Raw genomic sequence first — 20,022 nt, forward strand, 5'->3', positions numbered from 1 at the left:
GAAATTAATATCACGTTTTTGCAGGGATAAAAACAACAAAAGAGGTCTTACGACCTCTTTTTAAACTGAAAAAGCTAAAAACTTACTTTGTAAACTTCTCTATTGCATCAAGGCTGGCATAAGCAGTGCGATTAAAGGAAACTCTTGTCCGTTTTCGAACTTCAATTTCCCATCAGAAATTTGCGCTTTTAGTTCATAACCTTTGTCTTTTTTCTGGATAAGCTCCATCACCATCAGCTCATCCACACTTTCTTGAATGAACGGGTAAAGATCCACGAGTTCATCCGAGAAGTAAGTATTTAGAGAACCATTTGTCGCCGTCATCAACTTCATTGGGTCTTGAGTGATGTGGTCAGTACCTTGAGGCACAGACAATTGCCATTCGTTGCGGAACTTGCCTTCACCAAATGCCAAAGACAACTCATTCACAGATAGGTTGAAGCCTTTGCTAAACAACGTATCAATGTGTGGCAATAGTTTTTGTACTTCTTGCTCATCCAGCATTGGCGAGCTTTGGTAAATTGACATGATTTCATCGAAAGATTTGCTGTCTACATCGCCAATAGCAAAATCCAACTTAAAGTTATCAACGTCTGTGCCATCTGTTAAACGCATTTGCTTCGCATCCAGCACCAGTTTCGTGCTCAGCTTATCGCCCGCTTCGTTCAGAGAGGTATTGCCGCTGTAGCTTGCGTTCTCAATCAGGAACATAGGAGCAAGTTGCGCATCAACGATATCTAGCTTTTGTAGTGAGAAAGACTGCTCACCAAGCCAGTAACCTTTTGCTTGCTTACCTTTGCCTTCACCTTTTAGCTCTGTTAGGTGAATCTCTTCGCCATTTTCAAAATCAATTTGTACCGAAGGAATCGACACTTGGTAGTTCAAATCACCCAGTACCGTTACATTACCTTTCACTTGAGCTGGGCTTGAAGAAAGGTGCATACCTTGAGCATCATTCTGGTAATTCCAGCTAGCAAGATCCAACGTAAAATCGGTGTTGCCGTTCAACTGGGTTTTGCTGTGCATCGTCAGCGGTAAGAAGTCCGCATCCACCAATTTAGAGTCAGCACTTAGGCTTGTTAAACCATGAGTCACGTCACTGGTTACATCAAATGCAGTCGGCAGACCATCGCGCTCAAGCTGCGCTTTGATTTCTGGGTCGACAACGGTGTAACGCGTCAGAACGACTGAAGACAGGTAACCGCGGTCATATTCCACGATTTCACCTTTGACCATTTCATCGTTCATGTTGGCGATACCATCTTCAATGATAGTTTGACCAATCTGACCAACCGCTAGCGGCCAACATAGCGCAAGAGAAATAGCGCCACCAATGGCACCGATTTTTTTTAGATTTTCCATAACGTCACTTATTGAGTATTTGTGCTCAGTCTAACCCAAACCCAAAGCGGATAAAACATTGAGATATATCAGACTATTGATGGTTATTTTAGTTCATTAATCGAGAATAATACCCAGCTCCCACCCATTCTTACATTTAATTGATATGTTGTTAGTGCCAAGTTTTAACCGGAGCTCAAACCGCTGTGAACCGTTACGCTGTATTGTGCCTCGACAACAATCCAATCAGTGCCGAACAGTTTCGATTGGAGTTGTCAGCCTTCTCAAGTAAGTTTGATATTCTCTCTGTGGAATCAATAGAAGAAGCACAGAGCGCTCTCGAATATCTCGAAGAAAGAGAGCAAAAAGTGGCACTCGTTATTGCCAGTCATCACGCACATTTTAACGGCGTCGATTTCCTCATTGGCTTGGATCGCAAGCCTCATACTGAACAAGCGCGCAAAATACTGATCAGCTGTTCTTCAGATATTGAAGCCATTTTAACCGCCGTCAACGAAGGCAGACTCGACCATTGCTTAACTAAGCCACTCCCTGACAAGGTTCTTTTCAATACAGCACAGAAAGAGCTCACCCAATTTATTCTGCGTTACGACAGAGAAGACTTACTCAGCTACAGCCAAATTCTCGACCAGCACAAGTTGCTTCGTGCGCACATCGAAAATCAGATGAGTAACTACCAAGCTGGTTTCCTAAACGACTATCACGCCCTTTCCGACGGAGAACTGGCAGAACAAGTCATCAGTGCTCTGCAACATTTCTTTGAACAAAATGACGATACCAAGGCTTGCCGTACCTACTCACCAGAACACTTGCTCACGGTAGAAGGCGAACCAAACAGCTTCTTGTGGTTTATTACCAGCGGTGAAGTGGCACTCTATAAACGCGACGAGCTTGGTATGCAGCGCGAAGTGGTTCGACATTCGAAAGGTAACATTGTCGGCGGCATGTCGTTTGTTACTGGAGAAAGTTCCTTCTCGACAGCCTTAACGCTCACCAAAACCGAAGTGATCAAGCTGGATCGAAAAGTCTTTCGGAAGGTAATGCAGAGCGATTCAAATTTGCTGCCTTTGTTTACTAATTTGTTGCTGCGCCATTTCAACCGACGTTTGCAGCGCAGCATTAATACCAAGCTACAACTGCAAAAAACCTTAGAGTCATTAGAATCCGCCCACCAGCAATTAATCGAGCGTGAAAAGATGGCAATGCTTGGCCAGCTTGTCGCTGGGGTCGCTCATGAGCTGAACAACCCTATTGCGGCAATTTTGCGGGGTGTAGAAAACCTGACACTGACATTAGAGAATCTGCTTAAAGAACTTCCTAGCCATGACATTCAAGAAAAAGGCGTTGCCTTACTGACCAAAGCCCAACGCGTCAAACCCGCTTCTACGGCCGAGCTACGGGAACGAGTGAAACAACTTAGCACCGACCTTCCCGACAGAGCGCTCGCTAAGAAAGTCGTTAATCTCGGACTCGAATCGAACCAAACCTTGATAACGCAGCTCAACCGTCAAAAAACCGAATCACTGCACACCTTGGGAACCCTAGAGCAGTATCACCAAGTTGGTGCCTCTCTGCGTTCGATAAATGTGTGTGCCGCTCGGATTGCTGACATGGTGAAAAGCTTGAAGGGCTACGCCCGCTCTGATGATGAGAGTTTGCATTTTGCAGACCTGCATGAAGGCATAGAAGATACGTTGGTGATCTTTGAAAACAAACTCAAAATGCACAAGGTCACGACCGACTATGCTGAGCTACCAAATACCCTTTGCCAGCCGATTGCGCTGCAGCAAGTGTGGACCAATCTTATTTCCAACGCGATTGATGCTTTCCCAGACAAAGGGGAATTGGTAATTCAGTCGAGATTGGTCGAAAAAGACAGTCAAACTTATGCCGTCATCTCATTCAAAGACAACGGATGTGGCATTCCAGAATCACAACAAAAAGCCATTTTTGAACTCAACTTTACAACTAAGAAAGAAGGTAATTTCGGTTTAGGAATCGGACTTTCTATCTGCCAACAAATCATGGCGGGCCATAAAGGCTGGATAGAAGTGGAATCTAAGCTCAACCATTTCACTTGCATGACCGTCTGGTTACCTATCACTCAAGAAGGAGATGAAGCATGACTAAATATCTGATTTTATGTGTGGATGATGAAAGAGAAGTCTTGGATAGTGTCCTTCAGGATTTGATCCCATTTGAAGATAACTTTGTGGTAGAAGGCGCGGAATCCGTAACGGAAGCCAAACAAGTGATTGAAGAAATGGCGGAAGATGGTATTCAGCTCGCCTTAATTCTGTGTGACCACATCATGCCAGAGCAGACAGGCATCAGCTTCTTAATCGAGCTCAGTCAAAATGGTGACACTAAATCCGCTCGAAAAGTACTCCTTACTGGACAAGCAGGGCTTGAAGACACTGTAGAAGCGGTGAATCACGCAAGTCTTGATTACTACATTGCAAAACCTTGGAAAGGTGAAGAATTAAGAGAAGCGATCGTCTCGCAACTGACTGCTTTTATGATAGAAAACGATGATAACCTCCTATCCTGGACTTCTATTTTAGACGCAGAATCGATTCTTAACGCCATGGCAGATAGACGAGCAAGCTTCGGCGAATAATCCTTTAAACACAAAAACGCGCCGCGTCACCCCAACATGGCGCGTTTTTTGCTGTTAACTTGGCACAATTGACTCATTTGACAAAACATCGACACTTTTTTGTTGGTCGTCGCCCTTGGTTTTTATTATGATGTCGAACAAATCAGATTACGGTTCAAGTGGTTACTTGGATCCATGGAACTATAAGACAAGGTTTATCGTTAGTTATGCGTAAAACACTATTAGCCGCTGCCCTTTTGCTGGCATCTAGCCAAGCTCTAGCTGCGAACGACTACAACGCTCCAGCAACAATGAGCAACTTTAGCTACGACTACATGGAAGCTCGCATTGGTGCAAGCCCAGTAACATTCGGTGCTGGCTTCAGCAAATCAATCCACCCAAATGCACACGTGATTGCACGCATCGATTCTGAGTTCGATGGCGATTTCGATTCAGCAGCGGGTTTTGGCTTCCACTCTCCACTAAACAACTGGGCTGACCTAACAGGTGCAATGCTAATGCGTGTTGTACAACCATCAAACTCTAGCAGCACAGACGTTGGTATGGAACTGAACCTTGGTGTACGCCAATGGCTTGGTCCACAACTAGAAGTGGGTGGTAAAGCAGGCTACGTATCTATCGATAACGATGACGATTGGATTGGTTCTGTTTACGCTCGTTTCCACTCTACAGAGCTATTCTCTCTAGGTGCAGAAGCGCGCATTAACGACTTCTACGGTGACCAAGTGATGTTCACTACTCGCTTCAAGTTCTAATCAATCCCTTGATTGAACAGCCCTAGAAGCACAAATAAAAAAACCGAGGCATCTGCCTCGGTTTTTCTTTTCTAATAACTGATTTGTAGCAATGACTAACTCTAATGAAGTGGCTAAAAGCATCAACTTCCTTTTGTCGCTTTCAACACTCACCTTTTATGACTCGCTAACTTCATCCTAAACGAGTCAATCATCGTGAAACTAAAGCGCCTTACTCGCACATCGCTAGCAATTGCTTTTTGCGTGGCTCTTGGATCAATTTCCAGTGGATACCATCGATCGCACCGGCAAATTTCCATAGAAGTTTCACATCAACGTCACTGCCGTAAGCAACTCTGACTTTGTTGAACACTTCTACCGGTCCAAGTTCTAAAAATGTGTCGACATCATCAATGCCGGCTTTCTTCACCATGCGTTCGAGCGTCAACTGCATATTTGGCAGATCACGCAAACGTCTACTGGCGGAAGACTTTTGGTATTTGCGTTCCTTAATAGAACATTCAATTGATTTTTGTAACAGTTCGTCTAGCCCATCAAAGCTTGAATCAAACAGGTCTGTTACGTCGTAATAGTTTACGGTTGCCGTCGTTTGCTTTTTGACGTGCTTATATTTTTCGCAGTTTAGTTGAGTAAACTCATCATCCAACCCATTTCCGCCGCGTAAATAACAACAGTCGTTACTTACTAACGCGAACATTGCGTCATTGCTGAATAAACCAATACCACCAAACATTGAACGTTTTTGGTACTCATTAAAATTGCTTACATAGTTAAAAAAAGCTTGGTCTGTCATGTCCATTGACCTCTTTAATTGGAATAAATTACCCCGATTAGCGATGTCACCAGATTGAACAGCAGCTTATAGCGATTAAAAATTGTCGTTATGTTGGCGATATTTTTGTGAATTGCGCTCACCAACTGTCTTAATCATACTTAACGTTGAAAAATAAGTTAGGATCTATGTCACAGATGCCAAACTACAAATTCAACATACGTGATTAGTTTCACAGTTACTTATCTTCACCCGATGTTTTTTTGACGCAGCAAGTGCCAAAAAATAAGCATCATGGTGATTAATACGGCAATTGCGAGAGCGAATTAGGTATTTAATTGATAACTAACATACTGTGAGGGTACACTGTACGAAAGCTCTCAAGCACAGCGTCATAATGGAACATTTATCATTTTTTTGGCTACCTAATAATAAAGATAAGCTCATAAAGGCACTCGAATCTGAGTTCGCTCAGCTGGTAGAACAATCGATTTCTACTGGTAAAATTTCCCTTCCTCCCATCCCAGATGTCGTCCTCAAGATCCAACAACTTTGCACTGAAGAACACACGACCATTGCAGATGTAGCAAATGCCTTACTGGAAGATCCAGGTTTGGCTGCGGTTGTTGTTCGCGTGGCAAACTCTGTCATCTTTAATCGTCGCAACATTACATGCAATGACCTAACGACGGCAGTTTCACGCCTTGGGATTCTTCGAGTGAGGGATATCGTCACCGCGCAAGCGATTGAACAGTTGAAGCACTCTGTGAACCTAACCAAAGAGTGTAATAGCATCTTGGTGAAAAGTGCCGCGGTTTCACGTGAGCTTGGTGCAACCATGGTGTTAGTGGTTCAAGAGTTTCGTAAGCATGAACCGGCGACCTATGGGCATCTGGAGCAAGAAAAGGCACTGCTGGTTGGCTTGTTAGCCGACATTGGCTTATTCTGCCTAATCAATGAATACCACCTCTATCTCGATCGCGGCAACTACCTTGATGCCGATATCGCGCTACAAATATTCCAAACCCGCTGTTCTGCTACGAGTAAATTAGTGCTAGAAAAATGGGGCTTTGATAATGATTTCCGTGAAGTCTCCTCGAATGAGAAGTTCGAGTCTGCTCGCCCTGAAGTAAGCTATTTAGATATTGCTCGTATCGCAAACCATCTATTAATGTTCCGCAATCAAGATGAACGCATTGAAGATCACGAAGTAGAATTTAATTTAACAGGTGCAGAAGTCTTGTACGATCTCAGTAATATGAGTGATACTGACTTCCAAAGTGAAATTAAAGAAGTACTCAGCGCAAGCGGTCTTTAATCTTACCAGCTTCAAACCAAGCCACGATAAGCGTCAGATAGTATTCTGATACGTTGATTCGTGGCTCTGTTGTACTTTATCCAGAAAGGAATCATTGGGCTTTATGTTCTCAGGGATGCTATTTATCTTCGCCCCACTCGTGGTGGGTTATTTAATTCCAGTTTCTCGCGCGTCAGTATTGGAGAAGATCAATAAATCGACGTCGTACCTTATTTACGTCATTCTTTCCCTGATGGGCTTGAGTTTGGCTGCGCTGGATAATTTAGGTAGCAATCTACAAACCATCCTTCTATACGCGGGCACCTTCTTTGTGTGCTTGGGAGCCTGCAACCTACTCGCTTTACCTTTGGTCGATAAGTTGCTTCCTTTGCAAACCGATCAGAATCAAAAGAAGCTTCCCCTTTCATCAATGGCCTTAGAGTCAATCAAGCTTGTCGTCGTTGTCGGTGGCGGCCTAATCGCTGGCTTGATTCTTCCTATTGGCTTGTCTTGGGTAGATACAGCAAGTGAATGGATTTTATTCCTTTTGCTTTTCTTTATCGGCATTCAACTGCGCAATAGTGGTTTGACGCTTAGACAGATTTTACTCAATAAACAAGGCATGGCTATTGCTACAGTGATCATTGCAACGTGCATGCTTGGCGGCGTAATTGCTGCAATGATTGTGGATCTTCCTCTTTATCAAGCTTTGGCAATGTCCTCTGGTTTTGGTTGGTACTCACTGGCTGGCATTTTGATGGGTGACGCCTTTGGCCCTATCTTTGGCGGCGCTTCTTTCTTAATTGAGCTGATGCGTGAATTGGTCGCTTTGATTGCTATTCCACTGCTTATTCGCAGTTATCCATCTACAGCAATTGGTTACGCTGGTGCGACAGCGATGGACTTTACCCTGCCCGTCATTCAAACCACGGGCGGTGTTCGATGTGTGCCTGTTGCCATTGTTAGTGGCTTTATCTTGAGCTTATTAGTGCCAGTTATGATGCTTTTCTTTGTGTCTCTTGCTAGCTAGATCTCAGGAATATTCATTAACATCCATTACAATACGGCAAAAATTCAAATACCCAAGTAACCTCAAAATGCTCAATTCGATGAGAATTTTCTGGTTCACCGCTTTGTTATCGAGCCCTTTAATTTTTAACTCTTGGATCGGTAATCAGTGACAGGCAAGGCATATGTCTATTGGGGTTACAAAGGGAATACAACCAAAAGGAATAATAATGAAACGCTTTGTCGTTGCGGCGCTCCTCGCTACAAGCTCAACTTTTACTTTTGCTGCTGATCAGCAATGTCTTGCAACTAAATACGATGGCTACATTGATGCTTCTCTACAGTGGTATCAAGACCTCGTAGACCTAACGGTGACTCAATACCCTGACTTAAACGAAGTTAGCCAATGGTTCTTAGAAGGCCGTAAACACCACTTCGAACTCAACCGTGAAGCAGTACATTATTTTCTAGAAAACGATCCAAGCCGAGTAGCGACAGAACAACCGGTTGAGGCATGGTTGAAGCTAGAACAACATGATGTGAAGCAACTGGCGACACGCAGTGATGCCCTAGGTGAAGCGGCGAAGAAAACCTTCAGCGATCGTCAATCTGCAAACCACCCAAAGAACTACGACCTACGTTCTGCGTTTGCTGACTTATTGAGCCACCCAAAACAGATCGATTCTGCGCTTAACAAGTATAATCAATCAATTGCTAAGATTGAAAAGCAGAAATGTGAATAAATCCCACCCTAGAATTTCATTTCAGCAATATGGGTTTCAATAATTAAAACGGGACTTTGCGCCCGTTTTGGTTTAGATTGTGCCGCTCGCATTACCAAAATAACTACAAAGATTCTTTGCTATGGTTAAGGAACAAAAAACCGCTGACGTTAGCTTCGAGAGCTTGTTAAAGATCTTCACTATCCCTGAAGGTCCAGATTCAACGTTGACTAAAATTGATGAAAGTCTTTCGCAGAACTTGAATCAATTTCTTCGTGAACACATCGTGGCAGAAGAAAAGCCTTTACGTGAAATTGAGAAAGACTTTTCTTCTGCTCAGATTCCTGAGCAACCTGAGTTCGTGTCAGACCATACCGAGCACCTGCTAGATACCTTGGTATCTCACTCGGTTCACACCTCTGCACCAAGCTTTATTGGTCACATGACTTCTGCCCTGCCGTATTTCTTAATGCCGCTGTCGAAGATCATGATTGCCTTGAACCAAAACTTGGTGAAAATCGAAACATCAAAAGCTTTCACACCGCTTGAGCGTCAAGTTCTTGGTATGTTGCATCGCCTTATCTATGGTCAGGACGATAAGTTCTACCGTAAATGGATGCACAGCGCGAAACACTCTCTGGGTGCATTTTGCTCCGGCGGTACCATAGCTAACATCACTGCGCTTTGGGTTGCTCGCAATAAAGCACTGAAGGCTGATGGCGCATTCAAAGGTGTAGAGAAAGAAGGTCTGTTCAAAGCCATGAAGCATTATGGCTATGAAGGCTTAGCGATTTTGGTTTCTGAACGAGGTCACTACTCTCTTAAGAAAGCAGCAGACGTTCTTGGCCTTGGTCAAGAGGGCCTAGTTGCCGTCAAAACAGACGCGAACAACCGCATCATTGTTGACGACCTAAAAGCAAAAATCGCCGAGCTCGAATCACAAAACATCAAGCCTATTGCTGTGGTTGGTGTTGCTGGTACGACAGAGACTGGCAGCGTTGACCCACTACCTCAAATTGCAGAAGTATGTGCTGAGCACAACTGCCACTTCCACGTGGATGCAGCTTGGGGCGGCGCGACACTGATGTCGAACAACCATCGTCACCTACTTGGTGGCGTTGAACTTGCCGACTCTGTAACGATCGATGCTCACAAGCAGCTTTACATTCCGATGGGCGCTGGCATGGTTCTGTTTAAAGATCCAGATGCGATGAAGTCTATCGAGCATCATGCACAGTACATTTTGCGTAAAGGTTCTAAAGACTTAGGCAGTCATACGCTTGAGGGTTCTCGTTCTGGTATGGCAATGTTGGTTTACGCAGCAATGCACATCATCAGTCGCCCAGGTTACGAGCTTCTGATCGACCAAAGTATTGAGAAAGCACGTTACTTTGCCGATCTGATTAACCAGCAAGAAGACTTCGAATTGGTGTCTGAGCCTGAGCTTTGTTTGTTAACCTACCGCTATCTGCCAACCAATATGCGCGCAGCATTAGATAAAGCACAGGGTGTTCAGAAAGAAAAACTTAATGAGTTAATCAACCAGCTCACTCAGTTTATTCAGAAACGTCAGCGTGAAACTGGTAAGTCGTTTGTTTCTCGTACTCGACTGAATCCAGACCAATGGCAACGCATGAACACCATTGTATTTCGCGTCGTTCTTGCTAACCCATTAACCACCAATGATATCTTGAGCGCGGTTTTGAGTGAGCAAAGAGAAATTGCTCAGCAAGCACCGAGCTTGATGGCTAAGATTGAAGAAACTGTCGACGACATTCTCAATTCTTAGTCGCCAATGTGAGTTACATCAAAGTGAAAATTTCTTTCTTTTTGGTGTAACTCAGACATCATTATTGTTCCACTAGAGCAACAAACCAACGATCTCACCTTCAATTCTGTAGTTTTTACAACATTTTGTTTGAGGCTTGTCAAATTCTCACGAAATAGTAACGGTATTTGTTTTAGCCAGATAAAGGATCGGGTTTATACTGAATTTATGGCGCTGGTGGTTTTCGTTAACGCCCCTCTAGACCGAGAAGCCCCTTGGGTTTCCATTCGTTAACAGAGCCAGCGAGTTGTTCTCTATACCCTCGTGAACACTATGAATACATTAGAAAAAATTCAAAAAAACCTGGAGAATTTCAGTAAGTCAGAGCGCAAAGTTGCGGAAGTAATTATGGCGTCTCCACAAACTGCAATTCATTCAAGCATTGCAACGTTAGCTAAAATGGCTGACGTGAGTGAGCCTACTGTTAACCGTTTCTGTCGTCGTCTGGATACTAAAGGTTTCCCAGATTTTAAACTTCACCTTGCGCAAAGCCTTGCCAATGGTACGCCTTACGTAAACCGTAATGTCGAAGAAGACGATGGTCCGGATGCATACACGCACAAGATTTTCGAATCGACAATGGCGTGTTTGGACGTAGCGAAAAACAGTCTTGATTCGATGCAAGTTAACCGAGCGGTTGATCTTCTGACTCAAGCTAAGCGCATCTCATTCTTCGGTCTAGGTGCTTCTTCTGCTGTTGCACGAGACGCTCAAAACAAGTTTATTCGCTTCAATATTCCAATTACTTGTTTCGAAGATATCGTGATGCAACGCATGAGCTGCATCAACTGTAGTGACAATGACGTTATCGTTCTGATTTCTCATACAGGTCGTACTAAGAGTCAAGTTGAGATTGCAAACCTTGCTCGTGAAAACGGCGCGACAGTTATTGCCATCACAGCAAAAGACTCACCGCTAGAAAAAGCGAGTTCACTGGCTATCACGCTAGATGTACCTGAAGACACAGACGTATACATGCCAATGGCAAGTCGTGTGGTGCAAATGACGGTCATCGATGTGCTAGCAACAGGCTTCACGCTACGCCGTGGTACTGGTTTCCGTGAGAACTTGAAGCGAGTAAAAGACGCGCTGAAAGACAGCCGCTACGACAAGCTAAGTCAATACTAACGAATCGACTTAGTCAGTAATAAAAAATAGAAAGGGGAGCTAAATAGCTCCCCTTTTCGTATCTGGTTGATCGTATTTCTATTGATTCACATCCGAAAGGTCGGAACGTGACTCCAACACCTCTACTGAGCTGACATGTTGGCTACCTTCACTCTCGCCTATGCAGACATCACTGCAATCACAAACTTGGCGAAGAATGTACACCAAACGATCTTGCGTAAGCGGTAATGGATTACCTTTGATGGCAACTGACTTTAGTGCATCATCGGCGACTTGCTCAAACGACGTCTGGCACACACCAAATTTACCAAGCTGAGGCAATTCAAGCTTATCCAGCACCATTCTCACCCAAAGTACGCCATCATGTTCGTTGGCATTGGTTCTTTCCGTGACGAGTTGTGCCAATCGCTTGTAACGGCTTATCACATCACTGCGCCCTGCTCTTTTTGCGGCATTGATGTTTTCTTGCATAACATGAGGAGCCAAACGCGCAGTAATAACACTGTGTGGCGCATCGAGCTTGCCACCTAGTGCAGAGGCTAATCCGTGCGCCGCACCAAGTTTAGCGTTGGTGATGGCCATCCCGCCTAAAAGTGCCGCAAAAGAAAGGTCTGCTCTGGCCTTATGATTATCCTGTTTACAGCCCGCAATGACCGAACGACTTAATCGACGTAATCCCTCTTCACACACCATATCGGTGAGAGGGTTTGGATCACCACATACGTATGCTTCCATCAAATGCGTGAAAGCATCCATTGCTCCGCGACCAGAGGTATATTGGTCAGTGCCATAGGTTAAGGTTGGATCGACTATCGCCACATCAGCGAGCATTTCCGGACTTCTTAAACTGACCTTCACTTGGTCTTGCCCGGATTTAAGTACGGCGTTTCTGGTTACCTCAGAACCGGTGCTTGCCGTTGTAGGAATCGCAATAAAATGAATCGGTTTGGTTTTTAAAGGTACGTTTCGTCCAACCACTTCGACGTAATCATAGACATCACCTTGGTTGGGAATGATCGCGGCAAGTGCTTTGCCCATATCAATGACACTGCCTCCGCCAATCGCAATGACCATGTCAGGTTGAAACTTGCGCCCAAGCACTGCAGTTTCTTCCACCATGGTGATATTGGGTTCGCCATTGATGGCGACGTGTTGATAACGCATGTTCTGCGCTTTTAGATAATTAATGATAGGTGTGGCTCGTTGCGTGTCTTTACCAGTGACCAGTAAAACGCTATAGCCAAATTGATTGATTACAGACAGCGAAGATTGGAGCGCTCCCTCGCCGAAGATAATCCGTGTCGCAGTCATAAACTGAAACATACACTTCCTCCCCAAACAACAACTCATACTAGAGTGCTATGCTTTCAGCAAAAAAAAGTTGACCGAGTGCACCTTGCCGCCATTAACCCTTCAAAAAGTGTGTTTTTATGCGTCACTTCACATACTTAACTGCAGCGATTGTGCGGTTAAGAATCATCCCCAAAAGTGACTTTTCTTGGCTTTAAGCTTAGTGCGTGTTTAGTTTTTATACGATAGATTTCACCTATCGAGCCAAGAGGTAAATGCTGCTTTATTTCCGTATCTGGATCGGGCATAGTTATCCCAACAAACGAAAGCATGTACCGACATGACGTCTAGTTGTGCTTTCAACAAGAATAGATTTTAGGAGAAATAAGATTATGTTCGTAGTTATCTTTGGTCGCCCAGCTTGCCCATTCTGTGTTCGCGCAAAAGAGCACGCAGAGACACTTAAAGCAAAACGTGATGACTTCAACTACCGTTACGTAGACATCCATGCTGAAGGTATTTCTAAAGCTGACCTAGAGAAAACAGTTGGTAAGCCAGTAGAAACTGTTCCTCAAATCTTCATCGACCAAACGCACATCGGTGGTTGTGATGACTTTGAAGCTTACGCAAAAGAGCACCTAGGTCTATTCGACGAGTAATTCGAATAACTGATTTTTTAAAAGCCGCTATTAGCGGCTTTTTTATTATGTATTCAAATTGTTACTCCCCTACGTCAAGTAATAGTAAAACCTAAAAAATTTCACTTATCTTTTTGCTATATTTAGTTACAATTCGAAATTCTTAATTTTTATTTGGCACACACCTTACCGAGCCACGCTGTGAACATAGACGTCGTACACCTTCTTGAACAAAACCCCATTCTTCTAATCTTCGTCGTATTAGCAATTGGTCTTGCCATTGGTAAAATTCGCTTTGGAAAGCTGCAGTTAGGTAATTCCATTGGCGTTCTCATTACGTCTCTCGTAATGGGCCATCTTGGCTTTTCTTTTAATGCAGAAGCACTGACCATCGGCTTTATGCTGTTTATCTACTGTGTGGGTATTGAAGCGGGCCCAAACTTCTTCGGCATATTTTTCCGAGACGGTAAGCATTACTTTATTTTGAGTATGACCGTACTCGTTTCTGCGGTAGGTCTCACCTATTTCTGCAGCCACTATATGGGCCTCGATTTTGGTTTGTCTGCCGGTATGATGGCAGGTGCCCTTACTGCGACGCCTGTTCTGGTAGGTGCACAAGATGCGCTCAACTCTGGCCTTGCAACCATTCCACGTAATATGGATTTCTCTTTGGTATTAGAAAATCTATCGGTTGGTTATGCGATGGCTTATCTGGTGGGTTTGATCAGTATGATTATGTTCGCCAAACTGCTGCCAAAACTGCAAAAACAGAACCTATCGGATTCAGCTCAGCAAATTGCGCAAGAACGTGGCCTAGGCAACTCTAGTCAACGTAAGGTTTACTTGCCAATCATCCGTGCATACCGCGTTGGTCCTGAGCTAATTGACTGGACAGATGGTAAAAACCTTCGAGAATTGGGCATTTATCGCCAGACAGGTTGTTACATCGAACGTATTCGTCGTAACGGCATTTTGGCACATCCAGACGGTGACGCAATCCTGCAAGAAGGTGACGAAATCGCACTAGTGGGCTTCCCAGACAGCCACGCACGTCTTGACCCAAGTTTCCGTAACGGTAAAGAAGTATTCGACCGTAACCTACTTGACCTTCGAATTGTCGAAGAAGAGATCGTGGTTAAAAGTGACGCGATTGCAGGTAAGCGCTTGTCTGATTTGAACCTATCTGAATTCGGCTGTTTCTTGAACCGCGTAGTGCGTGCTCAAATTGAAATGCCTATGGATTTAGACATCGTTCTGGCCAAAGGTGACGTACTCCAAGTAAGTGGAGAGAAAAGCCGTGTTCATGGTCTTGCTGAGAAAATCGGTTTCATCTCGATCCACAGTCAAATGGCAGACTTACTTGCGTTCTGTAGCTTCTTTATTCTAGGCATTATGTTTGGTTTGGTGACAATGACGTTTGGTCAGGTGTCATTCAGCCTAGGCAACGCCGTTGGCCTATTGCTTTCAGGCATCACGTTGGGCTTCCTACGAGCGAACCACCCTACTTTCGGTTATGTACCGCAAGGGGCATTGAATATGGTCAAAGACTTAGGTTTGATGTTCTTTATGGTTGGCATCGGCTTAAGCGCCGGTGGCAAGATGTTCGAACACTTAACTCAAGTGGGTCCGCAGATCATCGGTTTGGCGTTTATCGTTAGCGTTGTGCCTGTCGTTCTTGCATACCTAGTTGGCGCTTACGTGCTTAAAATGAACCGTGCACTACTCTTTGGTGCCATCATCGGTGCTCGTACATGTGCACCAGCAATGGACGTAGTGAACGAATACGCGAAGTCGACGATTCCAGCACTTGGCTACGCAGGTACGTACGCGATTGCCAATATCTTGATGACCCTAGCTGGTACTATTCTGATTATTCTGAGTTAATCACTTTAAGTGGCGTTGCAGAACAGTTTATGGAGCGCTCCTTACTCAATACAAAGATTCAAGACACAAAAAAGGCGCTCATCGAGCGCCTTTTTTAATTCCGTTAGAAACGATTAGATTTGAGTGAAATCTGTTTCTACTGCTGGGTTCACGTCTGCTTCGTAATCCACACCGTCAACACCGAAGCCAAATAGCTTCAAGAACTCTTCTTTGTACTCAACGTAGTCAGTCAGTTCTTTTAGGTTTTCAGAGGTGATTTGTGGCCATAGGTCACGACAGTGTTGTTGGATATCTTCACGTAGTTCCCAGTCATCCAGACGTAGACGGTTCACTTCATCTACTTCTGCTGCGCTGCCGTCTTCTTTGTATAGACGTTGGCTGAACATACGGAAGATCTGCTCCATACAACCTTCGTGTACGCCTTCTTCACGCATTTTCTTGAATACCATAGCGATGTATAAAGGCATTACAGGAATTGCAGAACTTGCTTGAGTCACAACAGACTTAAGTACCGCTACGTTTGCGCTACCGCCAGTTGTAGACAGTTTCTCGTTAAGTGCTGCAGCTGCGCGGTCTAGATCCATTTTCGCTTTACCTAGCGCACCATCCCAGTAGATCGGCCAAGTTAGCTCAGTACCGATGTAGCTGTATGCCACTGTTTTACAACCATCTGCTAGAACGCCAGCTTCTGATAGTGCGTTAATCCATAGTTCCCAGTCTTCACCGCCCATTACGGTTACTGTGTCTTGGATTTCTTGCTCAGTAGCAGGCTCTACGCTTGCTTCGATGATGACGTCTTTGTTTGTATCAACAGCAGTCGACGTGTATGTCTCACCGATAGGCTTAAGTGCTGAACGGATCAGTTCACCCGTTTCTGGCATTTTACGTACTGGAGAAGCCAGTGAGTAAACCACCATATCTACCTGACCAAGGTCTTCTTTGATCAGATCGATTGTTTTCTGTTTTGCTTCATTTGAGAACGCGTCACCGTTTAGGCTTTTCGCGTATAGACCCTCTTCACGAGCTAGCTTTTCAAATGCAACAGAGTTGTAAAAACCTGCTGTACCTGGCTTCTTCTCTGTGCCTTCTTTTTCGAAGAAAACACCGATAGTTGAAGCGCCGCCACCAAATGCCGCAGCGATACGAGAAGATAGGCCGTAGCCACTTGATGCACCCACAACAAGAACGCGTTTTGGTGCGTTTTTAATTGGGCCTTGTGCTTTAGTGTAAGCAATTTGTTCTTTTACGTTAGCTTCACAACCCACTGGGTGCGTAGTAGTACAGATAAATCCACGAATTCTAGGTTTGATGATCATATTCAACTTCCTTTAAAAAACGTTGCTAGGATAAAAGGTTCAGCCCTACTTCGCACCTAATTTCTGTAAAAATGCTGCGAAAATGCAAGTGGTTGGAGCACTCAGCCGAAAAGCAAAAGCCTTAAACACAAAAAAGCACCTCAATTGAGGTGCTTCTCTCATTTTATACTCAAGTACTTCATGCTGCTGAGTTCAGATGCGATTTTTTCGTGGTCACATTGGTACGAACTTCTGAGAAATCGTGGCTAAAGTAGTCGACTTGAATCGCTTTGTAGCGCAACTTATCTGCCGCCATGATTTGGTCGATTTCTTGCTCTGTCAGTACCTCTGCTTCAAACGCTTGCTGTAGACGGTCATGCAGCAAGCCTTTACGAGCTACTTTGCCATCTTTCGCCGCTTTCATCAGTTTACGCTCTAGAGGCTTCACATCGTACATCGCTAAGAACGCACGCTCCATCAGACCAACGCTGTCGTCCTCTGCTTTACCGATGTAACACAAGCTCGTCATACGGTCACGTTGTGCTCCTGGTGTCATCATTGCTTCTGCTAGGCTTACACACAGCTCGTCGCTTGGCGCTTTGAAGTGATTACCTAATGGGAATAACAAGCCTTTTAGAACGCCACCAACGTATTTCACAGGGAAGTTTGAATACGCTTCATTTAGCGACTTCGAAGCGTTGTACAAACAGTGCTGAACGGCATAGTGTACAAAGTTCAAATCACCTTGTTGGCGGCCTTCATCTTCGTATTTCTTAAGCGCCGCTGACGCCATGTATAGATAGCTCAAACCATCACCAAGACGTGCAGAGATCATCTCTTTACGTTTCAGGTCACCGCCCAACGTTAGCATTGCAAAGTCTGCACTCACTGCCAGTGCACGGCTTAGGCGAGTGATGTCTTTGTAATATTGCTGTGTAGGACCACTCATGTGCGCTTTCACGAAGCGAGAACCTGTCAGTGCCGCACCCAACGCACCAAAAGTGTTACCCATTGCGTGTTTGATGTGTTTGAACAGCAGATCATCAAACTCTTTTGCGCCTTCTTTCGAGTCTGGGTTTGCAGCAGCTTCCATCTCTTTCAACACGTATGGATGACAACGTGTCGCACCTTGACCGAAGATCATTAGGTTACGAGTTAGGATGTTTGCCCCTTCAACCGTAATCGCGACTGGAATACCTAGATAGTGTTTCGCTAAGTAGTTCATCGGACCATCTTGAATCGCTCGACCCGCGTGAATATCGAAAGAATCGTTCAGGATAGTACGAGCCATTTCTGTCATGTGGTATTTGGCAATTGCGGTCACGATGCCCGGTTTCTCCTTCATATCCAGAGAAGTCGTCGTCAGCGTACGTGTCGCCTCAAGCAGGTAAGTCAAACCGCCAATACGGCCCATTGCTTCTGCCACACCTTCAAACTTACCAATCGACATACCAAACTGCTTACGAACGTATGCATAAGCGCCAGTAGTACGCGTAGTAAGGTGACCAATCGCGGTACCTAATGCAGGAAGGGAAATACCGCGACCGGCCGATAGACACTCAACCAGCATACGCCAGCCTTTACCTGCGTATTCTGAACCACCAATCAGCCATTCCATAGGAATGAACACGTCGTTACCACGAGTAGGACCGTTCATAAACGCAGAACCTAGCGGGTCGTGACGCTCACCAATCTCCACACCTTCATGGTCGGCAGGAATCAATGCACAGGTGATACCAACGTCTTTCTTGTCGCCAAGCAGACCATCAGGGTCTTGAAGCTTGAACGCCAAGCCAAGTACGGTTGCTACCGGAGCTAGAGTGATGTAACGCTTGTTCCAGCTAACACGAATACCAAGGACTTCTTCACCCTCATGCATGCCGTAACACACCACGCCTTGGTCAGGAATCCCGCCCGCATCTGAGCCAGCTTCAGGGCCAGTCAATGCGAAACAAGGGATATCAGTACCGTCCGCTAGACGTGGCAGCCAGTAATCTTTCTGTTCTTGAGTACCATAGTGAGAAAGCAGCTCACCTGGACCAAGAGAGTTTGGTACCATCACAGACACTGCCGCACTGATGCTTCGTGTTGCAATGCGAGATACGATAGTTGAGTTAGCCAGAGCAGAAAACTCGCGGCCACCATACTCTTTTGAAATGATCAGTGAGAAGAAACGCTCTTTGCGTAAGAAATCCCAAACCTCAGGTGGAAGATCTCGATCATCTTTCACGATTTGTTGGTCATTAAGCATTTCAAGCAGTGTTTCGAGTTCATTATCCATAAAAGCTTGCTCTTCAGAAGACAATGCAGGCTTTGGATAATGATGTAACGTTGTAAAGTTAGGCTTGCCAGAGAACAACTCTGCATCCCACCAAACGCTACCCGCTTCCATTGCTTCTTTTTCAGTGCTCGACAATGGAGGCAATACTTTCTTAAACATTTTGAATGCTGGGTCACTAATCCATTTTCTTCGTAGAGAGCTCATAGTTCAGATCCTTTTGTTCACGTCACCGCTCGCGGCTTTCACTTATCTTTTTTATTGATTTAATGTTTTTTACTTAGCGGACATACCTGCCGACAAGTAAGGAATCAGTAGGTCAACGACAGACTTCACGTCCACCTCTTTTTCAAATTTGCTTTCTGCAATCTCGGTTAACGCTTGGCTCGATGCCATAGTGAAAACACAAGTGCCAAGTGTGAAATGTAATCTCCAGAAAAGTTGTTCTTCAGTCATTTCAGGGTTTGCCTTCATGATGGAGAACATAAACAGGTTCAACACTTCTTCATATCTTGTACTGATAAACCAACGTAAATGGCCTTGTACATCGGTGTATCCTCGACCAATCAGCAGCATAAATAACGCTGTGCCGTTCGGTCTCACGTCATTCAGTGCACGTAAAGGTAAACGTAGCGATTCAAACACTTCATCCATGTTGTAATCGTCGCGTGTGTTTAACTCGATCAAAGACGTTTTGATGCTCGGCATTAGCGCCTCTAAATATCGGTCTAGTACTGCCCTTACAAGCGTTTTCTTGTCGCCAAAGTGGTAGTTGACCGAAGCTAGGTTCACGTTCGCCTTGCCAGTAATGGTTCTCAGTGATGTGTCATTGAAGCCGTATTCTGCAAATAGTCCTTCTGCTACATCGAGTATTTTTTCTTTTGTTGTACTTCTCGGGGCCATTTCAATCACTCGTATTAAACAACTGTTTGAAAATATACTCCCGAAACTTGAGATTAACAAATGATTAACATCACATTTTCACTCATTGGTCTGACCAGGCGAGGAAAGTGTGCAGTTAACGAGATGAATTTAAAGCGGTTCTTGTTTTGTGAAAAAAACTTCTAAAAAAAATGGAACTGTTTGGAATTGTTCCGGTCTGAATTACTGTAACAACTAGGGCATTTAAAGTTTTACTGGCCGTC

Annotated in this window: 16 protein-coding genes; 10 read left to right on the forward strand and 6 right to left on the reverse strand. The window is 44.6% G+C overall.

Annotated features, from left to right (window positions below; all coding sequences use genetic code 11):
* Window positions 1-99: 99 nt before the first annotated feature.
* Window positions 100-1,362, reverse strand: coding sequence for a DUF945 family protein (locus tag H735_RS06140; RefSeq protein ID WP_020194890.1), 1,263 nt, complete (start codon window positions 1,360-1,362; stop codon window positions 100-102).
* Window positions 1,363-1,547: 185 nt separating this feature from the next.
* On the opposite strand from H735_RS06140, the gene H735_RS06145 reads away from it, so the two are divergent.
* The 3 genes from H735_RS06145 (at window position 1,548) to H735_RS06155 (ending at window position 4,737) form a co-directional block, all read left to right on the forward strand.
* Window positions 1,548-3,488, forward strand: a complete 1,941-nt coding sequence (locus H735_RS06145) for an ATP-binding protein (RefSeq protein WP_020194891.1) — start codon at window positions 1,548-1,550, stop codon at window positions 3,486-3,488.
* The gene (locus H735_RS06150; RefSeq protein ID WP_009705835.1) at window positions 3,485-3,982 is read left to right on the forward strand and encodes a response regulator; all 498 of its coding nucleotides are present in this window, start codon (window positions 3,485-3,487) and stop codon (window positions 3,980-3,982) included. The genes H735_RS06145 and H735_RS06150 overlap by 4 nt, the downstream gene beginning before the upstream one ends.
* A gap of 206 nt (window positions 3,983-4,188) precedes the next feature.
* Window positions 4,189-4,737, forward strand: a complete 549-nt coding sequence (locus H735_RS06155; protein WP_005442235.1) for a hypothetical protein — start codon at window positions 4,189-4,191, stop codon at window positions 4,735-4,737.
* 211 nt (window positions 4,738-4,948) lie between these two features.
* On the opposite strand, the gene H735_RS06160 is transcribed toward H735_RS06155, so the two are convergent.
* Window positions 4,949-5,536 (reverse strand): TfoX/Sxy family DNA transformation protein, encoded by a 588-nt coding sequence (locus H735_RS06160; RefSeq protein WP_020194892.1) that lies wholly within the window; start codon window positions 5,534-5,536, stop codon window positions 4,949-4,951.
* Window positions 5,537-5,906: 370 nt separating this feature from the next.
* On the opposite strand from H735_RS06160, the gene H735_RS06165 reads away from it, so the two are divergent.
* From H735_RS06165 to H735_RS06185, 5 genes are all read left to right on the forward strand, one after another.
* A complete protein-coding gene (locus H735_RS06165; RefSeq protein WP_009705833.1) occupies window positions 5,907-6,827 on the forward strand; it encodes an HDOD domain-containing protein in 921 nt (306 codons plus the stop codon).
* A 103-nt stretch (window positions 6,828-6,930) separates the two neighbouring features.
* Window positions 6,931-7,836 (forward strand): LysO family transporter, encoded by a 906-nt coding sequence (locus H735_RS06170; protein ID WP_020194893.1) that lies wholly within the window; start codon window positions 6,931-6,933, stop codon window positions 7,834-7,836.
* Between the two features lie 208 nt (window positions 7,837-8,044).
* Window positions 8,045-8,557, forward strand: a complete 513-nt coding sequence (locus tag H735_RS06175) for a hypothetical protein (RefSeq protein ID WP_005442243.1) — start codon at window positions 8,045-8,047, stop codon at window positions 8,555-8,557.
* Window positions 8,558-8,678: 121 nt separating this feature from the next.
* Complete coding sequence (gene panP / locus H735_RS06180; RefSeq protein WP_009705831.1) at window positions 8,679-10,325, forward strand: pyridoxal-dependent aspartate 1-decarboxylase PanP; 1,647 nt, start codon at window positions 8,679-8,681, stop codon at window positions 10,323-10,325.
* A gap of 312 nt (window positions 10,326-10,637) precedes the next feature.
* Complete coding sequence (locus H735_RS06185) at window positions 10,638-11,492, forward strand: MurR/RpiR family transcriptional regulator (protein WP_005442248.1); 855 nt, start codon at window positions 10,638-10,640, stop codon at window positions 11,490-11,492.
* A gap of 78 nt (window positions 11,493-11,570) precedes the next feature.
* Here H735_RS06185 and H735_RS06190 read toward each other — a convergent pair whose 3' ends face one another.
* On the reverse strand, window positions 11,571-12,815 hold the full coding sequence (locus H735_RS06190) for an iron-containing alcohol dehydrogenase (protein WP_020194894.1): 1,245 nt from the start codon (window positions 12,813-12,815) through the stop codon (window positions 11,571-11,573).
* Window positions 12,816-13,174: 359 nt separating this feature from the next.
* Here H735_RS06190 and H735_RS06195 point away from each other — a divergent pair, with 359 nt between their 5' ends.
* Complete coding sequence (locus H735_RS06195; RefSeq protein WP_005428550.1) at window positions 13,175-13,441, forward strand: GrxA family glutaredoxin; 267 nt, start codon at window positions 13,175-13,177, stop codon at window positions 13,439-13,441.
* Between the two features lie 180 nt (window positions 13,442-13,621).
* The gene (locus H735_RS06200) at window positions 13,622-15,304 is read left to right on the forward strand and encodes an aspartate:alanine antiporter (RefSeq protein ID WP_005442250.1); all 1,683 of its coding nucleotides are present in this window, start codon (window positions 13,622-13,624) and stop codon (window positions 15,302-15,304) included.
* 113 nt (window positions 15,305-15,417) lie between these two features.
* Here the strand turns inward: H735_RS06200 and fabV are convergent, their stop codons facing one another.
* The 3 genes from fabV to psrA form a co-directional block, all read right to left on the reverse strand.
* A complete protein-coding gene (gene fabV / locus H735_RS06205) occupies window positions 15,418-16,620 on the reverse strand; it encodes an enoyl-ACP reductase FabV (RefSeq protein WP_009705827.1) in 1,203 nt (400 codons plus the stop codon).
* Between the two features lie 178 nt (window positions 16,621-16,798).
* On the reverse strand, window positions 16,799-19,084 hold the full coding sequence (locus H735_RS06210; RefSeq protein ID WP_020194895.1) for an acyl-CoA dehydrogenase: 2,286 nt from the start codon (window positions 19,082-19,084) through the stop codon (window positions 16,799-16,801).
* A gap of 69 nt (window positions 19,085-19,153) precedes the next feature.
* Window positions 19,154-19,780, reverse strand: coding sequence for a TetR family transcriptional repressor PsrA (psrA, locus tag H735_RS06215; protein ID WP_020194896.1), 627 nt, complete (start codon window positions 19,778-19,780; stop codon window positions 19,154-19,156).
* Between the last annotated feature and the right edge of the window lie 242 nt (window positions 19,781-20,022).

The organism is Vibrio owensii CAIM 1854 = LMG 25443, from assembly GCF_000817815.1.
Lineage (GTDB): Bacteria > Pseudomonadota > Gammaproteobacteria > Enterobacterales > Vibrionaceae > Vibrio > Vibrio owensii.

Excerpts from the sequence above, each read along its gene's own strand:
- H735_RS06140 (WP_020194890.1), bottom strand. The coding sequence starts at position 1,362 with ATGGAAAATCTAAAAAAAATCGGTGCCATTGGTGGCGCTATTTCTCTT.
- H735_RS06150 (WP_009705835.1), top strand. The coding sequence starts at position 3,485 with ATGACTAAATATCTGATTTTATGTGTGGATGATGAAAGAGAAGTCTTG.
- H735_RS06155 (WP_005442235.1), top strand. The coding sequence starts at position 4,189 with ATGCGTAAAACACTATTAGCCGCTGCCCTTTTGCTGGCATCTAGCCAA.
- H735_RS06160 (WP_020194892.1), bottom strand. The coding sequence starts at position 5,536 with ATGGACATGACAGACCAAGCTTTTTTTAACTATGTAAGCAATTTTAAT.
- H735_RS06165 (WP_009705833.1), top strand. The coding sequence starts at position 5,907 with ATGGAACATTTATCATTTTTTTGGCTACCTAATAATAAAGATAAGCTC.
- H735_RS06170 (WP_020194893.1), top strand. The coding sequence starts at position 6,931 with ATGTTCTCAGGGATGCTATTTATCTTCGCCCCACTCGTGGTGGGTTAT.
- H735_RS06175 (WP_005442243.1), top strand. The coding sequence starts at position 8,045 with ATGAAACGCTTTGTCGTTGCGGCGCTCCTCGCTACAAGCTCAACTTTT.
- panP (WP_009705831.1), top strand. The coding sequence starts at position 8,679 with ATGGTTAAGGAACAAAAAACCGCTGACGTTAGCTTCGAGAGCTTGTTA.
- H735_RS06185 (WP_005442248.1), top strand. The coding sequence starts at position 10,638 with ATGAATACATTAGAAAAAATTCAAAAAAACCTGGAGAATTTCAGTAAG.
- H735_RS06190 (WP_020194894.1), bottom strand. The coding sequence starts at position 12,815 with ATGTTTCAGTTTATGACTGCGACACGGATTATCTTCGGCGAGGGAGCG.
- H735_RS06195 (WP_005428550.1), top strand. The coding sequence starts at position 13,175 with ATGTTCGTAGTTATCTTTGGTCGCCCAGCTTGCCCATTCTGTGTTCGC.
- fabV (WP_009705827.1), bottom strand. The coding sequence starts at position 16,620 with ATGATCATCAAACCTAGAATTCGTGGATTTATCTGTACTACTACGCAC.
- H735_RS06210 (WP_020194895.1), bottom strand. The coding sequence starts at position 19,084 with ATGAGCTCTCTACGAAGAAAATGGATTAGTGACCCAGCATTCAAAATG.
- psrA (WP_020194896.1), bottom strand. The coding sequence starts at position 19,780 with ATGGCCCCGAGAAGTACAACAAAAGAAAAAATACTCGATGTAGCAGAA.